This is a genomic window from Neisseria sp. P0024.S006 (assembly GCF_051956595.1).
GTDB lineage: Bacteria > Pseudomonadota > Gammaproteobacteria > Burkholderiales > Neisseriaceae > Neisseria.
This window is the reverse complement of the sequence record NZ_JBQCXH010000001.1, coordinates 442,094-461,857: the sequence shown is the minus strand read 5'-3', so window position 1 is coordinate 461,857 and position 19,764 is coordinate 442,094. Positions and strand designations below refer to the sequence as shown.

Below are 19,764 nucleotides of genomic sequence, written 5' to 3'. Positions count from 1 at the left end.
AGAATCGGCCGGCCAAACACTCAGGCCGTCTGATAAGGCGTTATCATACCTTAAACCCAAGTCTGAAACGAGTATAGAAAGGAAACGATATGGCAATTTTGATTACCGGGGCATCGGCGGGATTCGGCGCGGCAATGTGCCGCACCTTTGTTGCAGCAGGCTATCATGTCATCGGCGCGGCACGGCGCGAAGACAAATTGCAGCAGTTGGCAGAGGAATTGGGCGAGCAGTTTTACCCTTTGGAAATGGATGTTTCGCGCACGGAGTCGATTCAAAACGCTTTGAACAGCCTGCCCGAGAATTTGTCCGAAATCGATTGCCTGATCAACAATGCAGGTTTGGCTTTGGGTTTGGATACTGCCGATAAAGCCGATTTTGGCGATTGGGAAACCATGATTCAAACCAATATCATCGGCCTGACTTTTCTGACCCGCCAGATTTTGCCGCAAATGGTTGCGCCCAAACAGGGCTACATCATCAATCTGGGTTCGATTGCCGGCAGTTATGCTTATCCCGGCAGTAATGTCTATGGTGCGACCAAGGCTTTTGTGCGCCAATTCAGCATGAATCTGCGCGCCGAATTGGCAGACAAAAATATCCGCATTACCAATATTGAACCGGGTTTGTGCGGCGATACCGAGTTTTCCAACGTCCGTTTCAAAGGCGACGACCAGCGTGCGGCCGAGGTTTATGAGAATGTCGAGTTTATCCAGCCGCAAGATATTGCCGATACCGCTTTGTGGCTCTACCAGCGTCCGGCGCGGATGAACGTCAATTCCATCGAAATCATGCCGGTTGCCCAGACCTTTGCAGGCATGAAAGTTTACCGCGACGCGCCTGCTCCGGCGAAGGAAGAAACGTTTGAAAAACAAAGCATGTCTTTGTTTGGAAAAATTAAATCTTGGTTTAAGTAATCGGCATCAGGCCGTCTGAACGTTTCAGACGGCCTCTTTGTTATCTGAAATTGAGTAAACACGCTATAATGTAATTTTTTATTAACAAGGCCGTCTGAAAGGCTGTTTCAGTTATGAACGCAATCAAACAAAAAATCTTAGAACAAGCGCAGCGCGATGGCGTGCAGGTAACCGCATTGCGCGAGCAAGTGCTTGATATTGTTTTGAAACAAAGCGGCGTGATTAAAGCCTACAACGTTCTGTCGCAGATGCAGCAGCAAAGCGAGGGCGTGGTTGCGCCGCCGACGGCCTACCGCGCCCTTGATTTTTGGGCGGAACAGGGCGTTTTGCACAAAGTGGCGGCGGTCAACGGCTATATTTTGTGCAGCCACGCGCAGCACGAGTGCAACGACCATTGCCACGACCACGAAGAAACAGAGGCGCACCACAGCGCGTTTATTTTGGTTTGCACCGAATGCGGTACGGCGGATGAGCAGACTTTGAGCCAAGAATGGGCGGCCTTGCGTGCAGGCGTGGCTGAAACCGGTTTCTCATTAAAAGAAGAACATGTTGTTTTAACAGGAATTTGTAAAAAATGTCAGAAGTAAAAAAGACTAAAGTCCACCTGATTTCAGGCTTTCTCGGAACAGGTAAAACCACCGCACTCAAAAGTCTGATGGTACAAAAAGACCCAAACGAAAAATGGGTCATCATCGTCAACGAGTTTGGCGAAATCGGCATTGACGGCGCCGTCTTGAGCGACAACGGCATTCCCGTGGCCGAAATCGCCGGCGGCTGTTTGTGTTGTACTGCCGGTGCGCAAATGGGGACGACCGTACAAAAAATGCTACGCGATGCCCAACCCGACCGCTTGATGATTGAAGCCAGCGGCCTGGCGCACGCCGCCAGCGTTATCGACGAACTGAAAGCCAAACCGCTCGACAGCATGCTGGAAATCGGCGCAGTCTTTACCGTCGTCGATCCGCGCCAGTTTATTAATCCCGATTACGCGCAACAGGCTTTGTATAAAGACCAAATCGGCATTTGCGACGTATTGGTCGCCAGCAAAACCGACTTGTGCACGCCGGAGCAACTGGCCGAATTTCATGATAAAGCAGCCAAACTGTTCCCGCCCAAAGCCAAAGTGGTTGAAGTCCAAAATGCGCAACTCGACATCCAATGGCTTGATATTCCCGTGGTCGAAAAATCGCGCTACCGCCTCAAAGCCCTGCCGGACAACACCATGGGCTTCCAGTCTCAAGGCTTTACTTTCCCTGCCGGGCGCGATTTCGACGGCGAAAAATTGACCGATTTCTTCAACGATCTGCCCAAATTCACAGACGGCCTCGTCCGTGCCAAAGGTGTGTTCCAAGTGCTCGGTACATGGGTATGGCTCAACTGGGTGGACGGTCAATGGGGTGCAAACCAAGTTTCATGGCGTCGCGACTCGCGCTTCGAGCTGATTGCCAAATCCTTTGACGCGGATTTGATTGAGAAAAAATTGCTGGAGGCTTTGGAGAAGTAAATCATCGTCCAAACGCTTATTAATCCGTTACGATAACGCCGTCTGAAGCAAGCGGTTTCAGACGGCCTTCAAATCAAAAAAATAGAGGAACACTTAACCATGTGGCGTTATATCTTTCATCGTTTGCTCCTTTTGATTCCCACGCTGTTGGGGATTTTGGCGATTACTTTCGCCGTGATTCAGTTTGTTCCCGGCGGCCCGGTGGAGCAGATGGTTCAGCAGCTGACGCAGGGCGCGGTTGGCGGCGAGACGGCGGGACACAGTATGCCCGGAACTTTGGCCAAAAACGGCAACCGCATCAGTGCGGAAGATTTGGCCGCGCTGAATGCTTTATACGGTTTCGACAAGCCGCCTTTGACGCGTTTTGCCGATATGGTATGGAAATTCGCCCGTTTCGATTTGGGCGAGAGCTTTTTCCATCACCAAACTGTGTTTGAGTTGGTAAAAGAGAAAATGCCGGTATCGATGAGTTTGGGTTTGTGGACGTTTTTCCTGACTTATTTGATATGTATTCCGTTGGGTATTGCCAAGGCGGTCAGGGATGGCAGCCGTTTCGATACGATTACGGGTATGATCATTTTGGTCGGCTATACCGTACCGCCGTTTGTCTTGGGTTTGGTGTTGCTGGTGTTGTTTGGCGGCGGCAGCTTTTTTGCCTGGTTTCCTCAGGGCGGTTTGGTCGGCGATGATTTCGATACGCTCTCTTGGGCCGGTAAAGTCAAAGATTATCTGTGGCATATGGCCTTGCCGATTACCGCTTCGGTGGCAGGCAACTTGGCGGTGATGACCGTATTGACGAAAAACGTGTTCCTTGAAGAAATCCGCCGCCAATATGTTTATACCGCGCGGGCTAAGGGCTTGCCTGAGAAACAGATTTTGTGGAAACATATTTTCCGCAACGCCATGATTCCTCTGATTACCGGTTTTCCGGCCGCATTTATCGGCGCATTCTTTACCGGAAGTCTGTTGATTGAAACGCTGTTTTCGCTGGACGGGTTGGGTTTGCTGTCTTACGAGGCAGTGATGAAACGCGATTATCCTGTCGTAATGGGTACGCTGTATGTGTTCACGCTGATGGGGTTGTTGGCTAAATTGGTGTCGGATATTTCTTATTCGTGGGTCGATCCGCGCATTCACTTTGGCGGACAGAAATAAGGCCGTCTGAAAATATCTTCAATCCATTATTAAAGAATGTTTCGAACCATGAAAAAGAAAAAATCTACTTCAAACCCTACTTGGCAGGCCTTTAAGCAACATAAGCGCGGTTGGCTGGCTTTGCGGATTTTGGCCGTTTTGTTTGTCGTTACCTTGCTTGCGCCTTTGTGGAGCAACGACAAACCTTTGTGGATACGCTATCAGGGCGAGTATTTCTTCCCCTTGGTAACTGAATACAATGAAACCACATTTGGCGGCGATTTCGATACGCCTGCGGATTATTTGGATCCGCTTATCCGCCACAACATCACTTCAGACGGCAATTTTGCCCTGTATCTGCCCAATCCTTACGATGCCGATACCTTGAACGATTTCGATACGGCCCCCGATCCTGCCAAACCGTCCGAACGGCATATCTTGGGAACGGACGACCGCGGCCGCGACCTGTTGGCACGCTTGGTTTACGGTTTCCGCGATTCGCTGCTGTTTGCCTTGGTGTTGACCGTGGTAACTACCGTAATCGGCGTGGTTGCAGGTGCGGTGCAGGGTTATTTCGGCGGCAAAACCGACCTTCTGATGCAGCGTTTTATTGAGGTTTGGGGCGGTATGCCGGAGCTGTACCTCCTGATTATCCTGTCTTCGTTTTTTAATCCGGGGCTGTTGATTTTGCTGGTGTTGCTGTCGCTTTTCGGCTGGATGGGCTTGTCCGACTATGTCCGCGCCGAGTTTTTGAAAAACCGTCAGACCGATTACGTTTTGGCGGCGCGCGCGATGGGCGTGAGCAACCGTGAAATCATGTGGCGCCATATCCTGCCCAACAGCTTGACGCCGGTATTGGCTTTCCTGCCTTTCCGTATTTCTGGTGCCGTACTTGCCTTGACCAGTTTGGACTTCTTGGGTTTGGGCGTACCTGCCTCACAGGCGAGCTTGGGCGAGTTGCTGGCGCAAGGCAAAGACAACTTGGACGCATGGTGGATCGGTCTGTCTGCCGTTGCTACGCTGACGGTGATGCTGCTTTTGCTGGTTATGATCGGCGAAGGTTTGCGTCAGGCATTTGACGTACGCGCACGCAGTTAATTGCTTTTCTAAAGCGTGAAGAGGGTGGGCGGAAAAGCCTGTCCTTCATTCTCAAGGCCGTCTGAAAAGTTTCAGACGGCCTCATCCATTCGTTTGAATCATTAAAAAACATGAATCAAGAAATCACATTTCTTACGCTTTTTCTGCTCGGCTTTTTTGGCGGAACGCATTGCGTCGGCATGTGCGGCGGATTGAGCAGCGCATTCGCTTTGCAGCTGCCGCCACATTTAAACCGAATCGGGCTGATTGTATTGTTGAACTTGGGGCGCATCAGCAGCTATGTCGTCATTGGCCTGTTGGTCGGCTTGGTCGGGCAGGTCGGCATTTCTTTGGACGATACGCGCGCGGTTCAAAACGGTTTGTATATTGCCGCCAATGTCTTGTTGCTTTTGCTTGGTCTGTATCTTGCCGGTATTTCGACCGCCGCAACTAAAATCGAACGCATCGGCAAACCGATATGGAAACGCCTAAATCCTTTACTGAACAAATTGCTGCCGATTAAATCGATGCCTGCCTGTTTCGGCGTGGGCGTGCTTTGGGGCTGGCTGCCGTGCGGCTTGGTGTACAGCGCGTCTTTGTATGCTTTAGGCAGTGGCAATGCTTTGCATGGCGGGCTGTATATGCTGGCGTTTGCATTGGGGACCTTGCCGAACCTGCTCGCGATGGGCATATTTGCAGCGCAGTTGAAAACCTTTCTGCAGAAACGCATGGTTCGTTTGTGCGCCGGATTATTGGTGGCAGGATGGGCGATATGGCGCTTGGCCGTCTTTGCAATGGGGCAAATCGGGTAGGGAAAAAGATTTAATTTAGTTTGTTTTTATTGTCATGAAACAGGCCGTCTGAAAGATTTCCAGACGGCCTTTTCACAAGAAAGATTTAATGAATCAAATTCCAAGTCATTTTGGCGGCAATCAGCAGCAACATGATGCCGAAAGCGATTTTGAGTTTTCGGGCGGGCAGCTTGTGCGCCGTTTTAACGCCGAGCGGGGCAAAGAGGATGGTGGCAATGCTCAAAATGGCTACGGCCGGAAGATAGATAAAGCCTGCCGCGCCTTCAGGCAGGTTGGCAATAGGCAAACCGTTGGCAAAATAGCCGATGGTGCCGGCAACTGCAATCGGCCACGCCAGGCCTGAAGATGTGCCGATGGCGCGGTGCGCCGGAAAGTTGCAATACAGTAGGAATGGAACGGATAGCGAACCGCCGCCGATACCGACCCAGCTCGAAGCTGCTCCAAAAAGCGTGCCTGCGGCTGTCAGGCCGGGGAGGGAGGGCAGGGTGCGTGAAGGCGTGGGTTTGGAATCGCGTAGGGTTTTGAGTGCGATAAGGGTAAGAAATGCAATAAAGAAAACCTGCAAAGCCAGCGTCGGCATATATTTTGCCGTTACTGCGCCGAGGAGGACGCCGAGTATCATGCCCGGCGTCATCCGGCGGACGGTTGCCCAATCGATGGCGTGTTTTTTATGCTGGGCATACATACTGGAGAAGGTGGTAAACACCATGACGGCAAAGGAAGTGCCGATGGCGAGATGCTGGGCATAGGGGTGGTTGCCTACGCCTTGCAGTTGTAGCGCCCATAAAACAACGGGGACAACCAGCGTGCCGCCGCCTACGCCGAACAGCCCGGCAATAAAGCCCGCCGCGCTGCCGACGGCGAGCAGGGCAAGGATGATGTCCCAAGACCACATTTCAGACGGCCTTGTCGTGTTTGTGTGATTTATGGCGTTTTTTAAACCAACGGATGATTGCCATCACATAACCGGACAAGCTGTAGCCGAGGAAAAACAGGAAGAGGACGAGCGAAGGCTCCCAATTGATCAAAAGCAGAATCAATACGGCCAACACCATGCCCATAAACGGCACTTGGCGGCGGATATTGATTTCTTTGAAACTCCAAAACGGAATCTGCACAATCATGGAAATGCCGGCAAACAGGGTGATACCCAATGCCCACCAATGCACGTTGGGGAAGCGTTCGACGCTGTGGTTGACCCAAATCAGGCCGACAATCAACGCAGCGGCGGTCGGGCTGGGCACGCCGATAAACCAGCGTTTGTCGACTTTGCCGATAAGCGTGTTGAACAGTGCCAAACGCAGGGCGGCGCAGGCGCAGTAGATAAAGGCGACGGAATAACCGATTTTGCCAAACTGCCAAAGTTGCCATTTGTAGGCAATCAGGGCAGGCGCGACGCCGAAGCTGACCATATCGGCAAGGCTGTCGAGCTGTTCGCCGAACGCGCTTTGGCTGTTGGTCAGCCGCGCCACGCGTCCGTCCATACCGTCGAGCAGCATGGAAAGGAAAACTGCAATCGCCGCTGTTTCATAACGTCCGTGCATGGACTGAGTGATGGCGAAAAATGCGCAAAACAGTGCGGCGATGGTAAAGGAATTGGGCAGCAGGTAAATGCTGTTTTTGCGGATGGAGTTACGCGGTGGAATCGGATTTTCTGTATTTTGTGAGTTGTCCATAATGTTTCCGTATATGCTGCGGGTGCAGATGAGGCATTATACCGCATTGGCAGGTTAAGGATTTTTAAAAGGCAGTCGTAGTTTCACTTCATCAGCATAAAGTTTCAGACGGCCTTTATTGCGTCAGTCAAACAACTCGCCCTGCGCCTGCTCTTTGGTCACGCGTACGTCGGTTTCGCCGTCGGCAAAAGTGATGTGCAGTTTCTGCCCTTGCTTCAACGTATCGGCATTGCGGATGACTTGTCCGCGAGTATTTTTGACGACCGAGAAGCCGCGTTCCAGAATATGTTGAGGCGAGACGGCTTCGAGCAAAGCGGCTTGGGCGGTCAGGCTTTGACGGCGGTGGGCGAGCAGCTGGCGGAAGGAATGCGACAAGGCCGTCTGAAAGCGGTCGATGTTGTGTTTGTAAACGGAAACATCAGGACGGCAATGTTTCAGGGCTTGGGTTTGGCGTTCGAAACGGGCGGTGTGGGTGCGGAGGTTTTGCGTCATTGAGTAAGACAGCGTTTGCGCCAGTTTGCTGATTGAAGCGCGTTGCTCGTTAAGTTTTTGGCGCGGATGGCGGATTTGCCGTGCGAGCCAGTCGAGTTTTTGGCTGGCATCGAAATAGCGTTGTTCCAAAACAGTTTTCAGACGGCCTTGCGCTTGGGCGAGACGATGTAGCGATTCTTGGCGGTTGGGGCTGACTAATTCTGCCGCTCCGGTCGGCGTGGGCGCGCGTACGTCGGCAACAAAATCGGCGAGCGTGAAATCGGTTTCGTGTCCTACGCCGCTGACAACCGGAATTGTGCAGGCTTCGATGGCGCGTACGACCGGTTCTTCGTTAAACGCCCACAAGTCTTCAATGCTGCCGCCGCCGCGACAGACAATCAACACATCGCATTCGGCGCGTTGCGAAGCGGTTTTAATCGCTTGGGCAATTTGCAACTCGCTGCCTGTGCCTTGTACGGGCGTCGGATAAACGATAACGGGGATTTCGGGTGCGCGGCGGTTTAAGGTGGTTACAACATCGCGCAATGCCGCCGCCGCCAGGCTGGTGACGACGCCGATACATTGCGGACGGGCGGGCAATGGTTTTTTGCGTTCTGCCGAAAACGCGCCTTCCGCCTGTAACTGGGCTTTCAATCGCTCATAGGCTTCGTAAAGCTGCCCCAAGCCTTTGAGCCGCACCTCGTTCACGGTAATCTGAAATTCGCCCCGCGCTTCATAAATACTGATTTTTCCTGATACTTCGATATGGTCGCCTTCTTTCAAAGGCTTCGCCAAACGCATGGCTGCACCCTTAAACATCGCGCAACGCACCTGCGCGCGGCTGTCTTTGAGCGAGAAATAATAATGTCCGCTGGCGGCACGGGTCAGATTGGACACTTCGCCGGCAATCCATAAACCTGCGAGATGGTCTTCCAGCAAGGCTTTGGCGAGGGCATTGAGTTCGGATACGGAAATAGAGGAGGGCGCGAAGAGTTCGGACATTGCGAAACAGAAAAATTGGGGAAAGCTGAATTATAAGGGTTTTAGGGCGATTCGTTGTATTCGTTTTTATGAAACTTGAGCTCTTTGTTTTAATATTATCAAAGCCGCATGTTCAGACGGCCTTGCCTGGGCAGGCTTGTGTTATATTATCGTTTGATTTTCGCTTCAAAAGCCGTGCGTATGCCCAAACTCCACCAAATTATCGAGCGCCATTGGCAATCTCCCAATCCGTTTTTGTCTTTGCTGTTAAAACCATTGTCCAAACTGTTTGCCAGAATTGCGGCGAAACGGCGCGATGATTTTGTTTCAGGCCGTCTGAAAAGTGAAAAATTGCCTGTGCCAGTGATGGTGGTCGGCAATATCCATGCAGGTGGAACAGGGAAAACGCCGATAGTTGCTGCGCTGGTGTCGGGTTTGCAGGAAAGGGGCGTTAAGGTCGGCATCATCAGCCGGGGGTACGGGCGCAAGAGCAAGGCGGTTCATGTATTGAATACAACCAGCAGCGCGGCAGATGCAGGCGACGAGCCTTTATTGCTGTTTCGTCAAACCGGTGCGCCAACGGCGGTAGGCAGCAACCGTACAGAAGCAGGCAGGGCATTGCTTGCGGCGCATCCGGAGCTTAAATTGATTGTGGCCGACGACGGTTTGCAACATTATGCCTTGCAACGCGATATGGAAATTGCCGTATTTCCGGCGGCAGATACAGGGCGTACCAATTTGGATTTACTGCCCAACGGCAGCTTGCGCGAACCTTTGTCTCGGTTGGCTTCCGTTGATGCGGTTGTCGTTAGCGGCGGAAAAGCAGATGCGGCGTTTAGGCCGTCTGAAAATATGTTTGCCAGCCATATTGAAACAGGGCGGATTTACCGTTTGAACAGGCCGTCTGAAAAATTGGATTTGGAAGGCTTGGAAAGTCAAACCGTCGCCGCCGTCGCCGGTATCGCCAAGCCGGAGCGTTTTTTCAATACGTTGCAAAGCATGAATATCGCTTTAAAACAAACCATTGCCTTGCCTGATCATGCAGATATTACGGTCGAGGATTTGCCGGACGCAGATGTGGTAATTATGACGGAAAAGGATGCGGTCAAATTTTCAGACGGCCACGGCCTGAATCATGTGTGGGTCTTGCCTGTTTATGCGATAATTGAGCCGGACTTGGCGGCGTTCGTGTTGAATCGTCTAAAAAATATTTTACTTTAAAGGAATTGAAATGAAATTTAAATTGCTATTAAGTCTCATTACTACATTGGTTTATACAAATACATTTATAGCATCAGCAACAGAATTATCAGATGTGAAACATTCAAAATCAATATTTGATGAAAATATGCAAGTCAATATTGAAGAAAAAATAATTTCAGATTTGAAAGATATTCTCCTAAAGAATGGGGGACAAGAAATGTTAAGTAAGTTTATCAATAAATATGATTTGAAATGTACTACTGAAAGTTTTTCTAAAAAACTCAAAGTAGGAGCTAGAGAGTGCCAGCTGGAAAATAAAGAGAGCAATGATGGTGTTCCTTTATTGATGCTTGGTATTGAGAATGATAAAATCATTGCAACTGTTTATAGTGGCAAAGATATAACTTTTCTAAGAAAAATGAAATGTTCTTTTTCTAGAAATCGCCTGCCTATTTGTTTCTCATCAAATTCATCTTACAAAGAGAGAAAATATTGGTTGAAATTGTGGAATAAACCGTTACAAGTTGCAAATTAGATTTTATCTTTTACATTAGTTCATTTAATTATAGTTTCAGAGGATTCTTAAAATTATGCCAAAAAATATGCAAAATTATAGTGATGCTTATAGTATCAGTCAGAAATATGATAATGTCAAATATGGATTTGGTTCTAAAAATCCTGAGAAAGGAAAGGTAGATTGTTCTGGATGGGTAATTTATTTACAAAATTCAGATATGAAGCATATTAATGAATTCCTTGGGAAGGAAATCTTTACTAAAAAAGATTATTTTAATAGTTCTATAGATGCGGCATCAGAAATTATTAGAAAATCAGAATCACGTTCAGGTTTGTTATTTTCTGGTAGATTATCTTCTGACAACACCATTACAAAGGATATGCTGAAGGAAGGAATGATTATAGGGGAGGATAATGGGGATAAAATATGGGATAGAGGACGTCATAAAGGAATAGATCATATAGTCCAAGTTGTAAAAAATCCAGATACTGGTGAACTTATGATTAGTCAATCTCATGCAGGCCATAATGGTGGGGTGACATTAACATCCGTAGATAATTATCTGGATGGTAAACGTAAAAAAGGAACGTTTCTTTATTTAACTGATCCTCTATATAAAGCTAGAGAAGCCATTGAGCAAAAGATAAATGAACTTGAAGAAAATAAAATAGAAAATTTTAATACTTTGAAAAATGGGAAAGAACAACCACAAAGTTCAGTTGACAGGCTCAGATCTTTAATTGATGGGTTTAAAAATGATTACGATGGTTCGTTTAGTAAGCAGATTTTAGCAGAATATAAGGATGTTGTTGATAATTTTAAAGAAAGACAACAAGAAAGATTGGAAGAGCAATTGGCCATACAGAATGAACAGCCTGAAATACAAAGAGATCGAAACTTTAGTGGTAGATCTTTAGGTTAAGGTGTTTTTATAATTGATTCAAGGTCGTCTGAGGATTTATCGGACGACCTTTAAATCATATGGATACTAGAAAAAACAGAAGGTAACCCCATGGAAAAAAAATTCTTAGACATCCTTGTTTGTCCTGTGACCAAAGGCAAACTCGAATACCATCAAGACAAACAGGAATTGTGGAGCCGTCAGGCAAAGCTGGCTTATCCGATTCGTGACGGCATCCCTTATATGCTGGAAAACGAAGCACGAGCGTTGAGCGAAGAGGAACTGAAAGCATGACCGAATTTGTCGTATTGATTCCGGCGCGGTTGGATTCTTCACGTCTGCCGGGAAAGGCGTTGGCTGATATTCACGGTAAACCGATGGTTGTACGCGTTGCTGAACAAGCGGCAAAAAGCAAGGCTGCGCGTATTGTCGTTGCCACCGACCATCCTGATATTCAGACGGCCTGTCAGGCGCACGGTGTCGAAGTGGTCATGACTTCCAATCAACACGAAAGCGGTACAACGCGCCTTGCCGAAGCGGTCAATACGCTGAAACTGCCGCAACATCTGATTGTCGTGAACGTACAAGGCGACGAGCCTTTAATCGATCCCGAACTCATCAACCGTACGGCTGAAGTTTTGGTTGAAAACAATGTGCAAATGGCGACGGCCGCCCACGAATTGCACGATTTTGACGAGTTTATGAATCCTAACGTTGTCAAAGCCGTCCTCGACAAAAACCGCAACGCCATCTATTTCAGCCGCGCCCCGATTCCTTATCCGCGCGACGCCATGCGCGCCAAAAAACGCGAATTACCTTCAGAAACAGCTGTTTTGCGCCACATCGGCATTTATGCCTATCGTGCAGGTTTCCTGCAACGCTATTTCGAAATGGAAGTTTCTCCTTTGGAAACCATTGAATCTCTGGAACAATTGCGCGTCCTGTGGCACGGTTATCCGATTGCCGTTGAAATTGCCCAAGAAGCGCCAGCCGCCGGCGTGGATACGCAGGAAGATTTGGACAGGGTAAGGGCTGTGTTCGAGGCCGTCTGAAGGGAAAAAACATGAATGATTTACGCCATTTGAGCCGTGACGAACAAAAACTGCTTGCCGATGTTGCTTTGCTGGTCAAAGACGACGATCAAGAGTTCAACTACGAAATGTTGAAAGTGGCCGCGCCCGACGAGGCCAGCGGCGAATTTTGGTTTCGCATGGCAGAAATGCTCAGCACCCTGCCGCCCAACCAGTCTTTAGATTTGCGCATGACCGGCGGACGGTTGGCGGTCGCCGTATCGATTTTATCGGTGTTGTTGCAGGAAAGCCCCGATATTCCCCAGCTTTGGGCGCAAAAAGTGATTGCGCTCAACTATCTGGCACACGGCCATCGGACACGCGCCCTCGGTTTGGCGCAACAGCCGGACAAAGCGGCAGAAGCCAACGAGGAAGAATATTTGGCAAAAGCCTTGTCCCAAAACCTACTTTCCACGTTGAAAGACGCGTTGGAACGCTTTCCCGAAGACAGCTGGTTTATCGAAATGCGCGATGATGCGTGGCAGCACTTTGGCGCAGAACAGGCCGTCTGAAGTTTTGAACGATAAACGCAAGGCGTGTAGAATTAAACAAACATCAAATCCATAAACCAAGAAGGACTCATCATGAAAGTATTATTGTTGGGCGCACCCGGCGCAGGCAAAGGCACACAGGCCCAATTCATCACCGCCGCATTCGGCATTCCTCAAATTTCTACCGGCGACATGCTCCGCGCGGCCATCAAAGCAGGCACCCCGCTGGGTTTGGAAGCAAAAAAAATTATTGATGAAGGCGGTTTGGTGCGCGACGACATCATCATCGGCATGGTGAAAGAACGCATCGCCCAAGACGACTGCAAAAATGGTTTCCTGTTTGACGGTTTCCCACGCACATTGGCACAAGCCGAAGCGATGGTTGAAGCAGGCGTGGATTTGGACGCAGTTGTTGAAATCGACGTACCCGACAGCGTGATTGTCGACCGCATGAGCGGCCGCCGCGTGCATTTGGCTTCCGGCCGTACTTACCACGTTACCTACAATCCGCCTAAAGTCGAAGGTAAAGACGACGTAACCGGCGAAGATTTGATTCAACGCGACGACGACAAAGAAGAAACCGTGAAAAAACGCCTTGCCGTTTACCACGAGCAAACCGAAGTTTTGGTTGATTTCTACAGTAAACTGGAAGGCGAACACGCGCCGAAATACATCAAAGTCGACGGCACCCAAGCAGTAGAAGCCGTGAAAGCCGAAGTATTGAAAGGTTTGGGCAAATAAGTTTTGCCAAAGTAAAATCATAAGGCCGTCTGAAAAAATATTTTCAGACGGCCTTTTGTGTACAAAAGCTGTTAAAATCGAAGCTATAACCGTTTATCTGCAGGCATCTTATGAATCCCTTAATCTCCGACTTCCAAACCCAGCAACAACGTACTCCCGTTATCGTCGCCCTTGATTTTGCCAACGAAAAAGACACACTCGGATTTGTCCGTAATCTTGACCCGACATTGTGTCAAATCAAAATCGGCAAAGAGCTGTTTACCGCGACCGGTCGCAGTTTGGCAGAAAGCTTAATCAATCAAGGTTTCAAACTTTTCCTTGATTTGAAATACCACGATATTCCCCACACTGTTGCGCAGGCATGTAAAGTTGCCGCCGAGATGGGCGTTTGGATGGTCGATATGCACGCATCGGGCGGCCGCCGCATGATGGAAGCCGCCGTAGAAGCTGTTGCCGGATATCACACCAAGCCGCTTTTGATCGGTGTAACCGTGTTGACCAGCATGGAACAAAGCGACTTGGCAGAAATCGGTTTGAACATCGCCCCTGAAGAACAAGTCATCCGCTTGGCGAAACTGGCGCAAAGCTCAGGCTTGGACGGCGTGGTATGTTCCGCTCAAGAAGCTGCACCATTGCGCCGTGAATTAGGACAAGATTTCGTCTTGGTTACACCGGGTATCCGCTTGGACGTTGCCGGCAATAATGACGATCAACGCCGCATCATGACACCGGCCGAAGCATTGGCGGCAGGCTCGACTTATCTGGTAATGGGCCGTCCGGTAACCAAAGCTGCCGATCCGGTAGCCGTATTGCGCGAAGTGAACCGCGTGGTAAACCTTGAAGCAAACTGATTTTCAGGCGACCTTACAGGTTGAGGCCGTCTGAAAAAAAAACACAACGGAGACAATATGTCCACCAAGTTCCAACAAGAAACCCTCAAATCTCGTTTTGCACAAGCCAAAGTCCTTGTTGTCGGCGATGTGATGCTCGACCGCTATTGGTTTGGCGATGTATCCCGCATTTCTCCTGAAGCCCCCGTACCGGTGGCGAAAATCGGACGTATCGACCAACGCGCGGGTGGCGCGGCAAACGTTGCACGCAATATCGCCTCACTGGGCGGCAAAGCAGGGCTGTTGTCCGTAACCGGCGATGATGAAGCTGCGGATGCACTGGATGCGTTGATGACGCAAGACGGTGTTTCTTCCTATCTGATGCGCGACAAGCAGATTGCGACTACTGTCAAACTGCGCGTTGTTGCTCGCAACCAGCAGCTTATCCGACTTGATTTTGAAGAGCCGCCGCATCGTGAGGTATTGGAACAAATCAAGCAGCAATACCGCGAAGTGTTGCCTGAATATGATGCCATTATTTTTTCAGATTACGGCAAGGGCGGCCTGTCGCATATTTCCGATATGATCGATTGGGCGAAACAGGCCGGTAAACCGGTTTTAATCGATCCCAAAGGCGACGATTACGAGAAATATGCCGGCGCTACGCTGATTACGCCGAATCGTGCTGAATTGAAAGAAGTGGTAGGCAGCTGGAAAAACGAAAACGATTTGACCGAAAAAGCTCAAAACCTGCGCCGTCATCTTGACTTGACCGCGATTTTGCTGACCCGAAGCGAAGAGGGCATGACCCTGTTCAATGAGGGCGAGCCGATTTATCAGCCTACACGGGCTCAAGAAGTTTATGATGTATCCGGTGCGGGCGATACCGTTATTGCCGGAGTAGGCTTGGGTTTGGCGGCAGGTTATACCATGCCCGAAGCGATGCACCTTGCCAATACCGCGGCAGGGGTTGTCGTGGCAAAACTTGGTACGGCGGTTTGCTCGTTTGCAGAGTTGAATAAGGCATTGGAAGAGCAATAATTGCTGTTTCAGACGGCCTTAAAATCTAAAGGCCGTCTGAAAATGGAGTTGGAAAATAATCCAGATAGAAAAGTTTTTATTTTCAGCCGGCATGATTACTTTAAGGCCGTCTGAAAAATCAAAATAAAGGAAACTCATTATGACCATTATCGTAACAGGAGCGGCCGGCTTTATTGGCAGCAACATCGTCAAAGCACTTAACCAGCGCGGTATTACCGACATTGTTGCCGTCGACAATCTGAGCAAAGGCGAAAAATTTAAAAACCTTGCCGAGTGTGAAATTGCCCATTATCTCGATAAACACGAATTCATCCGCCAAGTGCGCGGCCATCTTCTGCCTTACGATAATATCGAAGCCGTCTTCCACCAAGGCGCGTGTTCCGACACCATGAACCACGACGGCCTTTATATGATGGACAACAACTATCAGTACACGCTCGACCTTTTGGACTGGTGTCAGGACGAACGTATTCCGTTCCTCTACGCCTCTAGCGCCGCCGTGTACGGCAAAGGCGAAATCTTCCGCGAAGAGCGCGAACTGGAAAAACCACTCAATGTGTATGGCTACTCTAAATTCTTGTTTGACCAAGTATTGCGCCGCCGCATGAAAGAAGGCCTGACTGCCCAAGTCGTCGGCTTCCGCTACTTCAACGTATATGGACAGCAGGAGCAACATAAAGGCCGTATGGCATCCGTCGCCTTCCACCATTTCCACCAATACCGAGAACACGGCTATGTTAACCTGTTTGGCGCCAATGACGGCTACGGCAACGGCGAACAAACCCGCGATTTTGTCAGCGTAGAAGACGTCGCCAAAGTTAACCTTTACTTCTTCGATCATCCCGAGCTTTCAGGTATCTTTAACCTCGGTACAGGCCGCAGCCAACAGTTTAACGAACTTGCCGCCGCTACCGTCAACGCCTGCCGAGCAGCCGAAGGCAAGCCTGAAATGAGTTTGAAAGAGTTGGTTGAAGAAGAGCTTATTCGCTATATCCCATTCCCCGATGCACTTAAAGGTAAATATCAGAGCTTCACTCAAGCGGATATTACCAAGCTGCGCGAAGCTGGGTATACAGAAGAATTCTTGGATGTAAAACAAGGCGTCAGCCGTTACGTTAAATGGATGCTGGAGAACTTGGTTTAAGTCCTTCTGATTTGAATGATAAGGCCGTCTGAAAAAGGATTTTCAGACGGCCTTATTATTTTGTGAAATTTTAAAATGAGACCTTTGTAAAATTTCTTTTCCTCCCAATAGCCGAAATTCAAACACAAATTTTCGGCTGTTTTCGCCCCTAATTGTTCCTGATTCTACCCAAATACCCCCTTAATCCACCTTGGATACCTGATTAATCAGGCATCCGAGCCACCTTTTAGGCAGCAACAGGCACACTTAGCCTGTTGGCGGCTTTCAACAGGTTCAAACACATTGCCTTCAGATGGCTTTGCGCACTCACTTTAATCAGACCGAAATAGGCTGCCCGGGTGTAGCGGGACGGGACTTACGGTGCAGCGTACCGAAGCTTTGTTTGACCACATAACGGGTCTTCGATAGATGTCGGTTACGTTTGGTTTGCGCTTCCGACAGCGGATGTTTGCGGTGGGCTTTGTGCATAATGCCGTCCAGCAAACGATGATTACCAGATGCTACCAGTCTTCCTTACTGTCATAGTTTGAGGCCTTTGCAGGAGCTTGTCACATTTGGCACATACGGCGCAAGTTAGACACAAATAAGGTACAAACAAAAAAGACAGTCTTACAAATAAGCTGTCAATTGGAAATTTGGAATCTTAGATTTTCAATAAATTCAGATATTTATTGGTGCCCGGAGCCGGAATCGAACCGGCACGGCCGGTTTAGGGCCGACGGATTTTAAGTCCGTTGTGTCTACCTATTTCACCACCCGGGCGTAGACAGTAAATTGAGAAATTGGAGGCGGGGGCGCGGATTTGAACCGGCCTGTATAAGGGTTGCACCCCTTATAGCATAAACACTCTGCCACCCCGCCATAAAAGGGATGGAGGCGAGAGTCGGAATCGAACCGGCGTAGACGGATTTGCAATCCGCTGCATAACCACTTTGCTATCTCGCCAAAACTACGCTTGAGTGTTGTAGTATGAAACTGGAGCGGGAAACGAGTCTCGAACTCGCGACCTCAACCTTGGCAAGGTTGCGCTCTACCAACTGAGCTATTCCCGCATATTCGGATGCGTAATTTGATGGAGCGGGAAACGAGTCTCGAACTCGCGACCTCAACCTTGGCAAGGTTGCGCTCTACCAACTGAGCTATTCCCGCATTTGAGTGCATCTGAAATTAAACTGGAGCGGGAAACGAGTCTCGAACTCGCGACCTCAACCTTGGCAAGGTTGCGCTCTACCAACTGAGCTATTCCCGCATATTGAAAAAGAACAATCAACAAGTCATCAGAATGGAGCGGGAAACGAGTCTCGAACTCGCGACCTCAACCTTGGCAAGGTTGCGCTCTACCAACTGAGCTATTCCCGCTCTGATATTTGTTGCTTCGTATATCGAAGAAGACGCAATTATTATGGATTTAATCGTGTGCGTCAAGTGTTTTGTTTTTATTTTTTTAAAAAATTTATTTGAATTCTTTCCATGCCATTTTCAGGTAGTAGCACATTGACCAGATGGTCAATACAGATGCTATAAACATCAATATGTTACCAATGAGATAGAAAGGATCGTTATATTTGTCTGTGCCGATAAGCAAAAGGAAGATGGCGATCATTTGGGCAGTGGTTTTGAATTTGCCGATGGTTGCCACGGCAACGCTGCCGCGTTTGCCCATTTGTGCCATCCATTCGCGCAAGGCGGAAATGGTAATTTCCCGGCCGATGATAATCATGGCGAAGATGGCGTATGTCCTGCCAAGGCTGACGAGCAGGAGCAGGGCAACTGCGACCATGAGTTTGTCGGCAACGGGGTCGAGGAATGCGCCAAAGTCGGAAGTTTGTTTCCAGCGGCGTGCCAAAAAGCCGTCGAACCAGTCTGTAATAGCGGCAAGTGCAAAGATAATAGCGGCTGTCCAGTTGACGGTTTGTGGTTGAATCCATGTGTTCGGTAAATAGAATAGGATGGTAAACACGGGGATTAATAGGACGCGCATCCAGGTAAGTAAAATAGGTATGTTCCAAGGCATGGTTTGGGACCTTTTGGATGATGTGTCGGGTTGTTCATTATAGCTTATTTGTTCACTCTGCTTTTTGAAGTGTTGTTTTTTTGCCGACAAGTATCTCGGGCATAGATTTTTGTCGTGTGGGTTGTGAAGAAAATCTGCTAAGGCCGTCTGAAAAATAGGCTGTTGCGGGGTGTAAATGTTTTTGGGTAGAAAAGTGGCTGCGAAATAGTGGGCAATAAGGTCTGCCTGCTGTTCGATATTTAATTGGTTGATGTGGGGTAAGGGGATGGGGTAGGCGTAAGCTTTGCGTTTTCTGTATCCGCCTTTGAGCATGATGAATAGGCCGGAAAGCCAAACTTTGTGACCGCGCTGGTGTTGCCAGACATGTGTCAGCTCATGAATCAGCCAAATTTTGTAGGCTATGCCGGCTTGAGTGAAATCTTCGGGACAGTGTTTGCGCGGAAAGTATATGTTTCCATTGGGTGCAATGGCGGTATTGGCGTTGGGTAGAAGCGGAATGCCGCGATATATTTTGATGCGGTGGAAGTCTATGCTGTCCGCAAAAACTTGTTTTGCCATACGGACTTCGTTTTTGGTCAGTCGGCGCCAATCGGAAAAAATCATATTTGGAAGAGAATATAAGAGGGTATGAAGATTTCAGGCCGTCTGAAAGGTTTCAGACGGCCTGTGTCGGGATTTATTGTTCTGTTGAAGCGGCTTGTTTGCCGTTGTCGAACAATTTGTCCATGGGTGTCAGGTTGACTGCATTGCCTTGGCTGACTATCCATTTGTTTTCAACACGCCATACGCCTGAAGTATCTTCAACGCGCAAGTACCAATGATTGGTTGGGCGTAAAGGCTTAAAGACGGCTTCGTATTCCATGCGGCCGTTTTGCGGCTCGGCTGTTACGGCGCGCAGCTTGACGGTTTGGTCATCGGCTTTGCGCGTCGGGTGCATCAACAATAGGTTTAACGGCTGTTTGGTATCGAATTGTCCGCTGACGAATACTTTGGCGGCGTTCATATCCGGACTGATTAAAACCTGCACCTGAATTTGCCGTTTAACGGCTTCTTCATCGCGGTGAAGTTGGATTTCGATGTGTTTGCCGTCTTTGTAGTAATCGTCAGACACCAAGTCTGTCGTATGTTCTTTTGCGACGAAGAACATGGAAACGCTGGCGATAACGACGAAGATGGGGCCGGCCATCAGCACCCAGGGCCAAATATGTTTGTACCAAGGTTTGATTTGGGGTTGTGGGGACAC

The 19,764-nt window shown here is 49.1% G+C and carries 21 protein-coding genes, 7 tRNA genes and 1 pseudogene; 16 read left to right on the top strand and 13 right to left on the bottom strand.

Going from position 1 to position 19,764, the window contains the following annotated elements; all coding sequences use genetic code 11:
- The first annotated feature begins 89 nt into the window (after nucleotides 1-89).
- From ACTHUF_RS02265 to ACTHUF_RS02240, 6 genes are all read left to right on the top strand, one after another.
- Complete coding sequence (locus ACTHUF_RS02265) at nucleotides 90-914, top strand: SDR family oxidoreductase (RefSeq protein WP_440406901.1); 825 nt, start codon at nucleotides 90-92, stop codon at nucleotides 912-914.
- A gap of 113 nt (nucleotides 915-1,027) precedes the next feature.
- Nucleotides 1,028-1,501 (top strand): Fur family transcriptional regulator, encoded by a 474-nt coding sequence (locus ACTHUF_RS02260; RefSeq protein WP_003746077.1) that lies wholly within the window; start codon nucleotides 1,028-1,030, stop codon nucleotides 1,499-1,501.
- Nucleotides 1,489-2,418 carry a GTP-binding protein gene (locus tag ACTHUF_RS02255; protein ID WP_315093982.1) on the top strand — a complete coding sequence of 310 codons (930 nt, stop codon included), beginning with the start codon at nucleotides 1,489-1,491 and terminating at the stop codon, nucleotides 2,416-2,418. The genes ACTHUF_RS02260 and ACTHUF_RS02255 overlap by 13 nt, the downstream gene beginning before the upstream one ends.
- A 99-nt stretch (nucleotides 2,419-2,517) precedes the next feature.
- Entirely contained in the window at nucleotides 2,518-3,573 is a 1,056-nt protein-coding gene (locus ACTHUF_RS02250) for an ABC transporter permease subunit (RefSeq protein WP_003746080.1), read from the top strand.
- A 36-nt stretch (nucleotides 3,574-3,609) separates the two neighbouring features.
- Complete coding sequence (locus ACTHUF_RS02245) at nucleotides 3,610-4,650, top strand: ABC transporter permease (protein ID WP_003746082.1); 1,041 nt, start codon at nucleotides 3,610-3,612, stop codon at nucleotides 4,648-4,650.
- Nucleotides 4,651-4,760: 110 nt separating this feature from the next.
- The gene (locus ACTHUF_RS02240) at nucleotides 4,761-5,441 is read left to right on the top strand and encodes a sulfite exporter TauE/SafE family protein (RefSeq protein WP_315093985.1); all 681 of its coding nucleotides are present in this window, start codon (nucleotides 4,761-4,763) and stop codon (nucleotides 5,439-5,441) included.
- A gap of 85 nt (nucleotides 5,442-5,526) precedes the next feature.
- Here ACTHUF_RS02240 and ACTHUF_RS02235 read toward each other — a convergent pair whose 3' ends face one another.
- The 3 genes from ACTHUF_RS02235 to xseA form a co-directional block, all read right to left on the bottom strand.
- Nucleotides 5,527-6,336 carry a sulfite exporter TauE/SafE family protein gene (locus ACTHUF_RS02235; protein WP_440406898.1) on the bottom strand — a complete coding sequence of 270 codons (810 nt, stop codon included), beginning with the start codon at nucleotides 6,334-6,336 and terminating at the stop codon, nucleotides 5,527-5,529.
- Between the two features lies 1 nt (nucleotide 6,337).
- Nucleotides 6,338-7,117: a CDP-diacylglycerol--serine O-phosphatidyltransferase gene (pssA, locus tag ACTHUF_RS02230; RefSeq protein ID WP_036490182.1), complete on the bottom strand. Its 780-nt coding sequence runs from the start codon at nucleotides 7,115-7,117 to the stop codon at nucleotides 6,338-6,340.
- 123 nt (nucleotides 7,118-7,240) lie between these two features.
- Nucleotides 7,241-8,590 (bottom strand): exodeoxyribonuclease VII large subunit, encoded by a 1,350-nt coding sequence (xseA, locus tag ACTHUF_RS02225; RefSeq protein ID WP_315093989.1) that lies wholly within the window; start codon nucleotides 8,588-8,590, stop codon nucleotides 7,241-7,243.
- 180 nt (nucleotides 8,591-8,770) lie between these two features.
- Between xseA and lpxK the strand changes: the two genes are divergently transcribed.
- The 10 genes from lpxK to rfaD all read left to right on the top strand — a co-directional run bounded on the left by lpxK (nucleotide 8,771) and on the right by rfaD (nucleotide 16,507).
- Entirely contained in the window at nucleotides 8,771-9,790 is a 1,020-nt protein-coding gene (gene lpxK, locus ACTHUF_RS02220; protein WP_440406896.1) for a tetraacyldisaccharide 4'-kinase, read from the top strand.
- Between the two features lie 10 nt (nucleotides 9,791-9,800).
- Nucleotides 9,801-10,307, top strand: a complete 507-nt coding sequence (locus ACTHUF_RS02215) for a hypothetical protein (protein ID WP_440406894.1) — start codon at nucleotides 9,801-9,803, stop codon at nucleotides 10,305-10,307.
- A gap of 67 nt (nucleotides 10,308-10,374) precedes the next feature.
- On the top strand, nucleotides 10,375-11,211 hold the full coding sequence (locus ACTHUF_RS02210; protein ID WP_440406892.1) for a hypothetical protein: 837 nt from the start codon (nucleotides 10,375-10,377) through the stop codon (nucleotides 11,209-11,211).
- Between the two features lie 90 nt (nucleotides 11,212-11,301).
- On the top strand, nucleotides 11,302-11,484 hold the full coding sequence (locus ACTHUF_RS02205; protein WP_003679524.1) for a Trm112 family protein: 183 nt from the start codon (nucleotides 11,302-11,304) through the stop codon (nucleotides 11,482-11,484).
- Nucleotides 11,481-12,242 carry a 3-deoxy-manno-octulosonate cytidylyltransferase gene (gene kdsB, locus ACTHUF_RS02200; RefSeq protein ID WP_440406890.1) on the top strand — a complete coding sequence of 254 codons (762 nt, stop codon included), beginning with the start codon at nucleotides 11,481-11,483 and terminating at the stop codon, nucleotides 12,240-12,242. Before ACTHUF_RS02205 ends, kdsB begins: the two co-directional genes overlap by 4 nt.
- Before the next feature lie 11 nt (nucleotides 12,243-12,253).
- A complete protein-coding gene (locus tag ACTHUF_RS02195; protein WP_003746102.1) occupies nucleotides 12,254-12,772 on the top strand; it encodes a hypothetical protein in 519 nt (172 codons plus the stop codon).
- 72 nt (nucleotides 12,773-12,844) lie between these two features.
- The gene (gene adk, locus ACTHUF_RS02190; RefSeq protein ID WP_003746105.1) at nucleotides 12,845-13,492 is read left to right on the top strand and encodes an adenylate kinase; all 648 of its coding nucleotides are present in this window, start codon (nucleotides 12,845-12,847) and stop codon (nucleotides 13,490-13,492) included.
- A 110-nt stretch (nucleotides 13,493-13,602) separates the two neighbouring features.
- A complete protein-coding gene (gene pyrF / locus ACTHUF_RS02185) occupies nucleotides 13,603-14,343 on the top strand; it encodes an orotidine-5'-phosphate decarboxylase (protein WP_440406888.1) in 741 nt (246 codons plus the stop codon).
- 57 nt (nucleotides 14,344-14,400) lie between these two features.
- Nucleotides 14,401-15,363 carry a D-glycero-beta-D-manno-heptose-7-phosphate kinase gene (rfaE1, locus tag ACTHUF_RS02180; protein ID WP_315093998.1) on the top strand — a complete coding sequence of 321 codons (963 nt, stop codon included), beginning with the start codon at nucleotides 14,401-14,403 and terminating at the stop codon, nucleotides 15,361-15,363.
- A gap of 139 nt (nucleotides 15,364-15,502) precedes the next feature.
- Entirely contained in the window at nucleotides 15,503-16,507 is a 1,005-nt protein-coding gene (gene rfaD / locus ACTHUF_RS02175) for an ADP-glyceromanno-heptose 6-epimerase (protein ID WP_036490167.1), read from the top strand.
- Between the two features lie 226 nt (nucleotides 16,508-16,733).
- On the opposite strand, the pseudogene ACTHUF_RS02170 reads toward rfaD, so the two are convergent.
- From ACTHUF_RS02170 to ACTHUF_RS02125, 10 genes and pseudogenes are all read right to left on the bottom strand, one after another.
- Nucleotides 16,734-16,996 (bottom strand): annotated as a pseudogene (locus ACTHUF_RS02170) (IS5/IS1182 family transposase); the annotation flags it as partial.
- Between the two features lie 183 nt (nucleotides 16,997-17,179).
- Nucleotides 17,180-17,269, bottom strand: a tRNA-Leu gene (locus tag ACTHUF_RS02165).
- A gap of 21 nt (nucleotides 17,270-17,290) precedes the next feature.
- Nucleotides 17,291-17,368: transfer RNA gene (locus ACTHUF_RS02160), tRNA-Cys, on the bottom strand.
- Between the two features lie 10 nt (nucleotides 17,369-17,378).
- Nucleotides 17,379-17,452, bottom strand: a tRNA-Cys gene (locus tag ACTHUF_RS02155).
- Nucleotides 17,453-17,483: 31 nt separating this feature from the next.
- Nucleotides 17,484-17,559: transfer RNA gene (locus ACTHUF_RS02150), tRNA-Gly, on the bottom strand.
- A gap of 21 nt (nucleotides 17,560-17,580) precedes the next feature.
- Nucleotides 17,581-17,656, bottom strand: a tRNA-Gly gene (locus tag ACTHUF_RS02145).
- A 24-nt stretch (nucleotides 17,657-17,680) separates the two neighbouring features.
- Nucleotides 17,681-17,756, bottom strand: a tRNA-Gly gene (locus ACTHUF_RS02140).
- 34 nt (nucleotides 17,757-17,790) lie between these two features.
- Nucleotides 17,791-17,866: transfer RNA gene (locus ACTHUF_RS02135), tRNA-Gly, on the bottom strand.
- Between the two features lie 94 nt (nucleotides 17,867-17,960).
- Nucleotides 17,961-18,521: a CDP-diacylglycerol--glycerol-3-phosphate 3-phosphatidyltransferase gene (gene pgsA / locus ACTHUF_RS02130; protein WP_003679552.1), complete on the bottom strand. Its 561-nt coding sequence runs from the start codon at nucleotides 18,519-18,521 to the stop codon at nucleotides 17,961-17,963.
- Nucleotides 18,522-19,197: 676 nt separating this feature from the next.
- Nucleotides 19,198-19,764 (bottom strand): FixH family protein, encoded by a 567-nt coding sequence (locus tag ACTHUF_RS02125; protein WP_315094268.1) that lies wholly within the window; start codon nucleotides 19,762-19,764, stop codon nucleotides 19,198-19,200.

What these genes read in the sequence shown, in the direction of transcription:
- kdsB (WP_440406890.1), top strand. Translation starts at nt 11,481, where the DNA reads ATGACCGAATTTGTCGTATTGATTCCGGCGCGGTTGGATTCTTCACGT.
- ACTHUF_RS02195 (WP_003746102.1), top strand. Translation starts at nt 12,254, where the DNA reads ATGAATGATTTACGCCATTTGAGCCGTGACGAACAAAAACTGCTTGCC.
- lpxK (WP_440406896.1), top strand. Translation starts at nt 8,771, where the DNA reads ATGCCCAAACTCCACCAAATTATCGAGCGCCATTGGCAATCTCCCAAT.
- adk (WP_003746105.1), top strand. Translation starts at nt 12,845, where the DNA reads ATGAAAGTATTATTGTTGGGCGCACCCGGCGCAGGCAAAGGCACACAG.
- pssA (WP_036490182.1), bottom strand. Translation starts at nt 7,117, where the DNA reads ATGGACAACTCACAAAATACAGAAAATCCGATTCCACCGCGTAACTCC.
- ACTHUF_RS02255 (WP_315093982.1), top strand. Translation starts at nt 1,489, where the DNA reads ATGTCAGAAGTAAAAAAGACTAAAGTCCACCTGATTTCAGGCTTTCTC.
- rfaD (WP_036490167.1), top strand. Translation starts at nt 15,503, where the DNA reads ATGACCATTATCGTAACAGGAGCGGCCGGCTTTATTGGCAGCAACATC.
- ACTHUF_RS02215 (WP_440406894.1), top strand. Translation starts at nt 9,801, where the DNA reads ATGAAATTTAAATTGCTATTAAGTCTCATTACTACATTGGTTTATACA.
- ACTHUF_RS02260 (WP_003746077.1), top strand. Translation starts at nt 1,028, where the DNA reads ATGAACGCAATCAAACAAAAAATCTTAGAACAAGCGCAGCGCGATGGC.
- ACTHUF_RS02250 (WP_003746080.1), top strand. Translation starts at nt 2,518, where the DNA reads ATGTGGCGTTATATCTTTCATCGTTTGCTCCTTTTGATTCCCACGCTG.
- xseA (WP_315093989.1), bottom strand. Translation starts at nt 8,590, where the DNA reads ATGTCCGAACTCTTCGCGCCCTCCTCTATTTCCGTATCCGAACTCAAT.
- ACTHUF_RS02205 (WP_003679524.1), top strand. Translation starts at nt 11,302, where the DNA reads ATGGAAAAAAAATTCTTAGACATCCTTGTTTGTCCTGTGACCAAAGGC.
- pgsA (WP_003679552.1), bottom strand. Translation starts at nt 18,521, where the DNA reads ATGCCTTGGAACATACCTATTTTACTTACCTGGATGCGCGTCCTATTA.
- pyrF (WP_440406888.1), top strand. Translation starts at nt 13,603, where the DNA reads ATGAATCCCTTAATCTCCGACTTCCAAACCCAGCAACAACGTACTCCC.
- rfaE1 (WP_315093998.1), top strand. Translation starts at nt 14,401, where the DNA reads ATGTCCACCAAGTTCCAACAAGAAACCCTCAAATCTCGTTTTGCACAA.
- ACTHUF_RS02235 (WP_440406898.1), bottom strand. Translation starts at nt 6,336, where the DNA reads ATGTGGTCTTGGGACATCATCCTTGCCCTGCTCGCCGTCGGCAGCGCG.
- ACTHUF_RS02240 (WP_315093985.1), top strand. Translation starts at nt 4,761, where the DNA reads ATGAATCAAGAAATCACATTTCTTACGCTTTTTCTGCTCGGCTTTTTT.
- ACTHUF_RS02265 (WP_440406901.1), top strand. Translation starts at nt 90, where the DNA reads ATGGCAATTTTGATTACCGGGGCATCGGCGGGATTCGGCGCGGCAATG.
- ACTHUF_RS02245 (WP_003746082.1), top strand. Translation starts at nt 3,610, where the DNA reads ATGTTTCGAACCATGAAAAAGAAAAAATCTACTTCAAACCCTACTTGG.
- ACTHUF_RS02210 (WP_440406892.1), top strand. Translation starts at nt 10,375, where the DNA reads ATGCAAAATTATAGTGATGCTTATAGTATCAGTCAGAAATATGATAAT.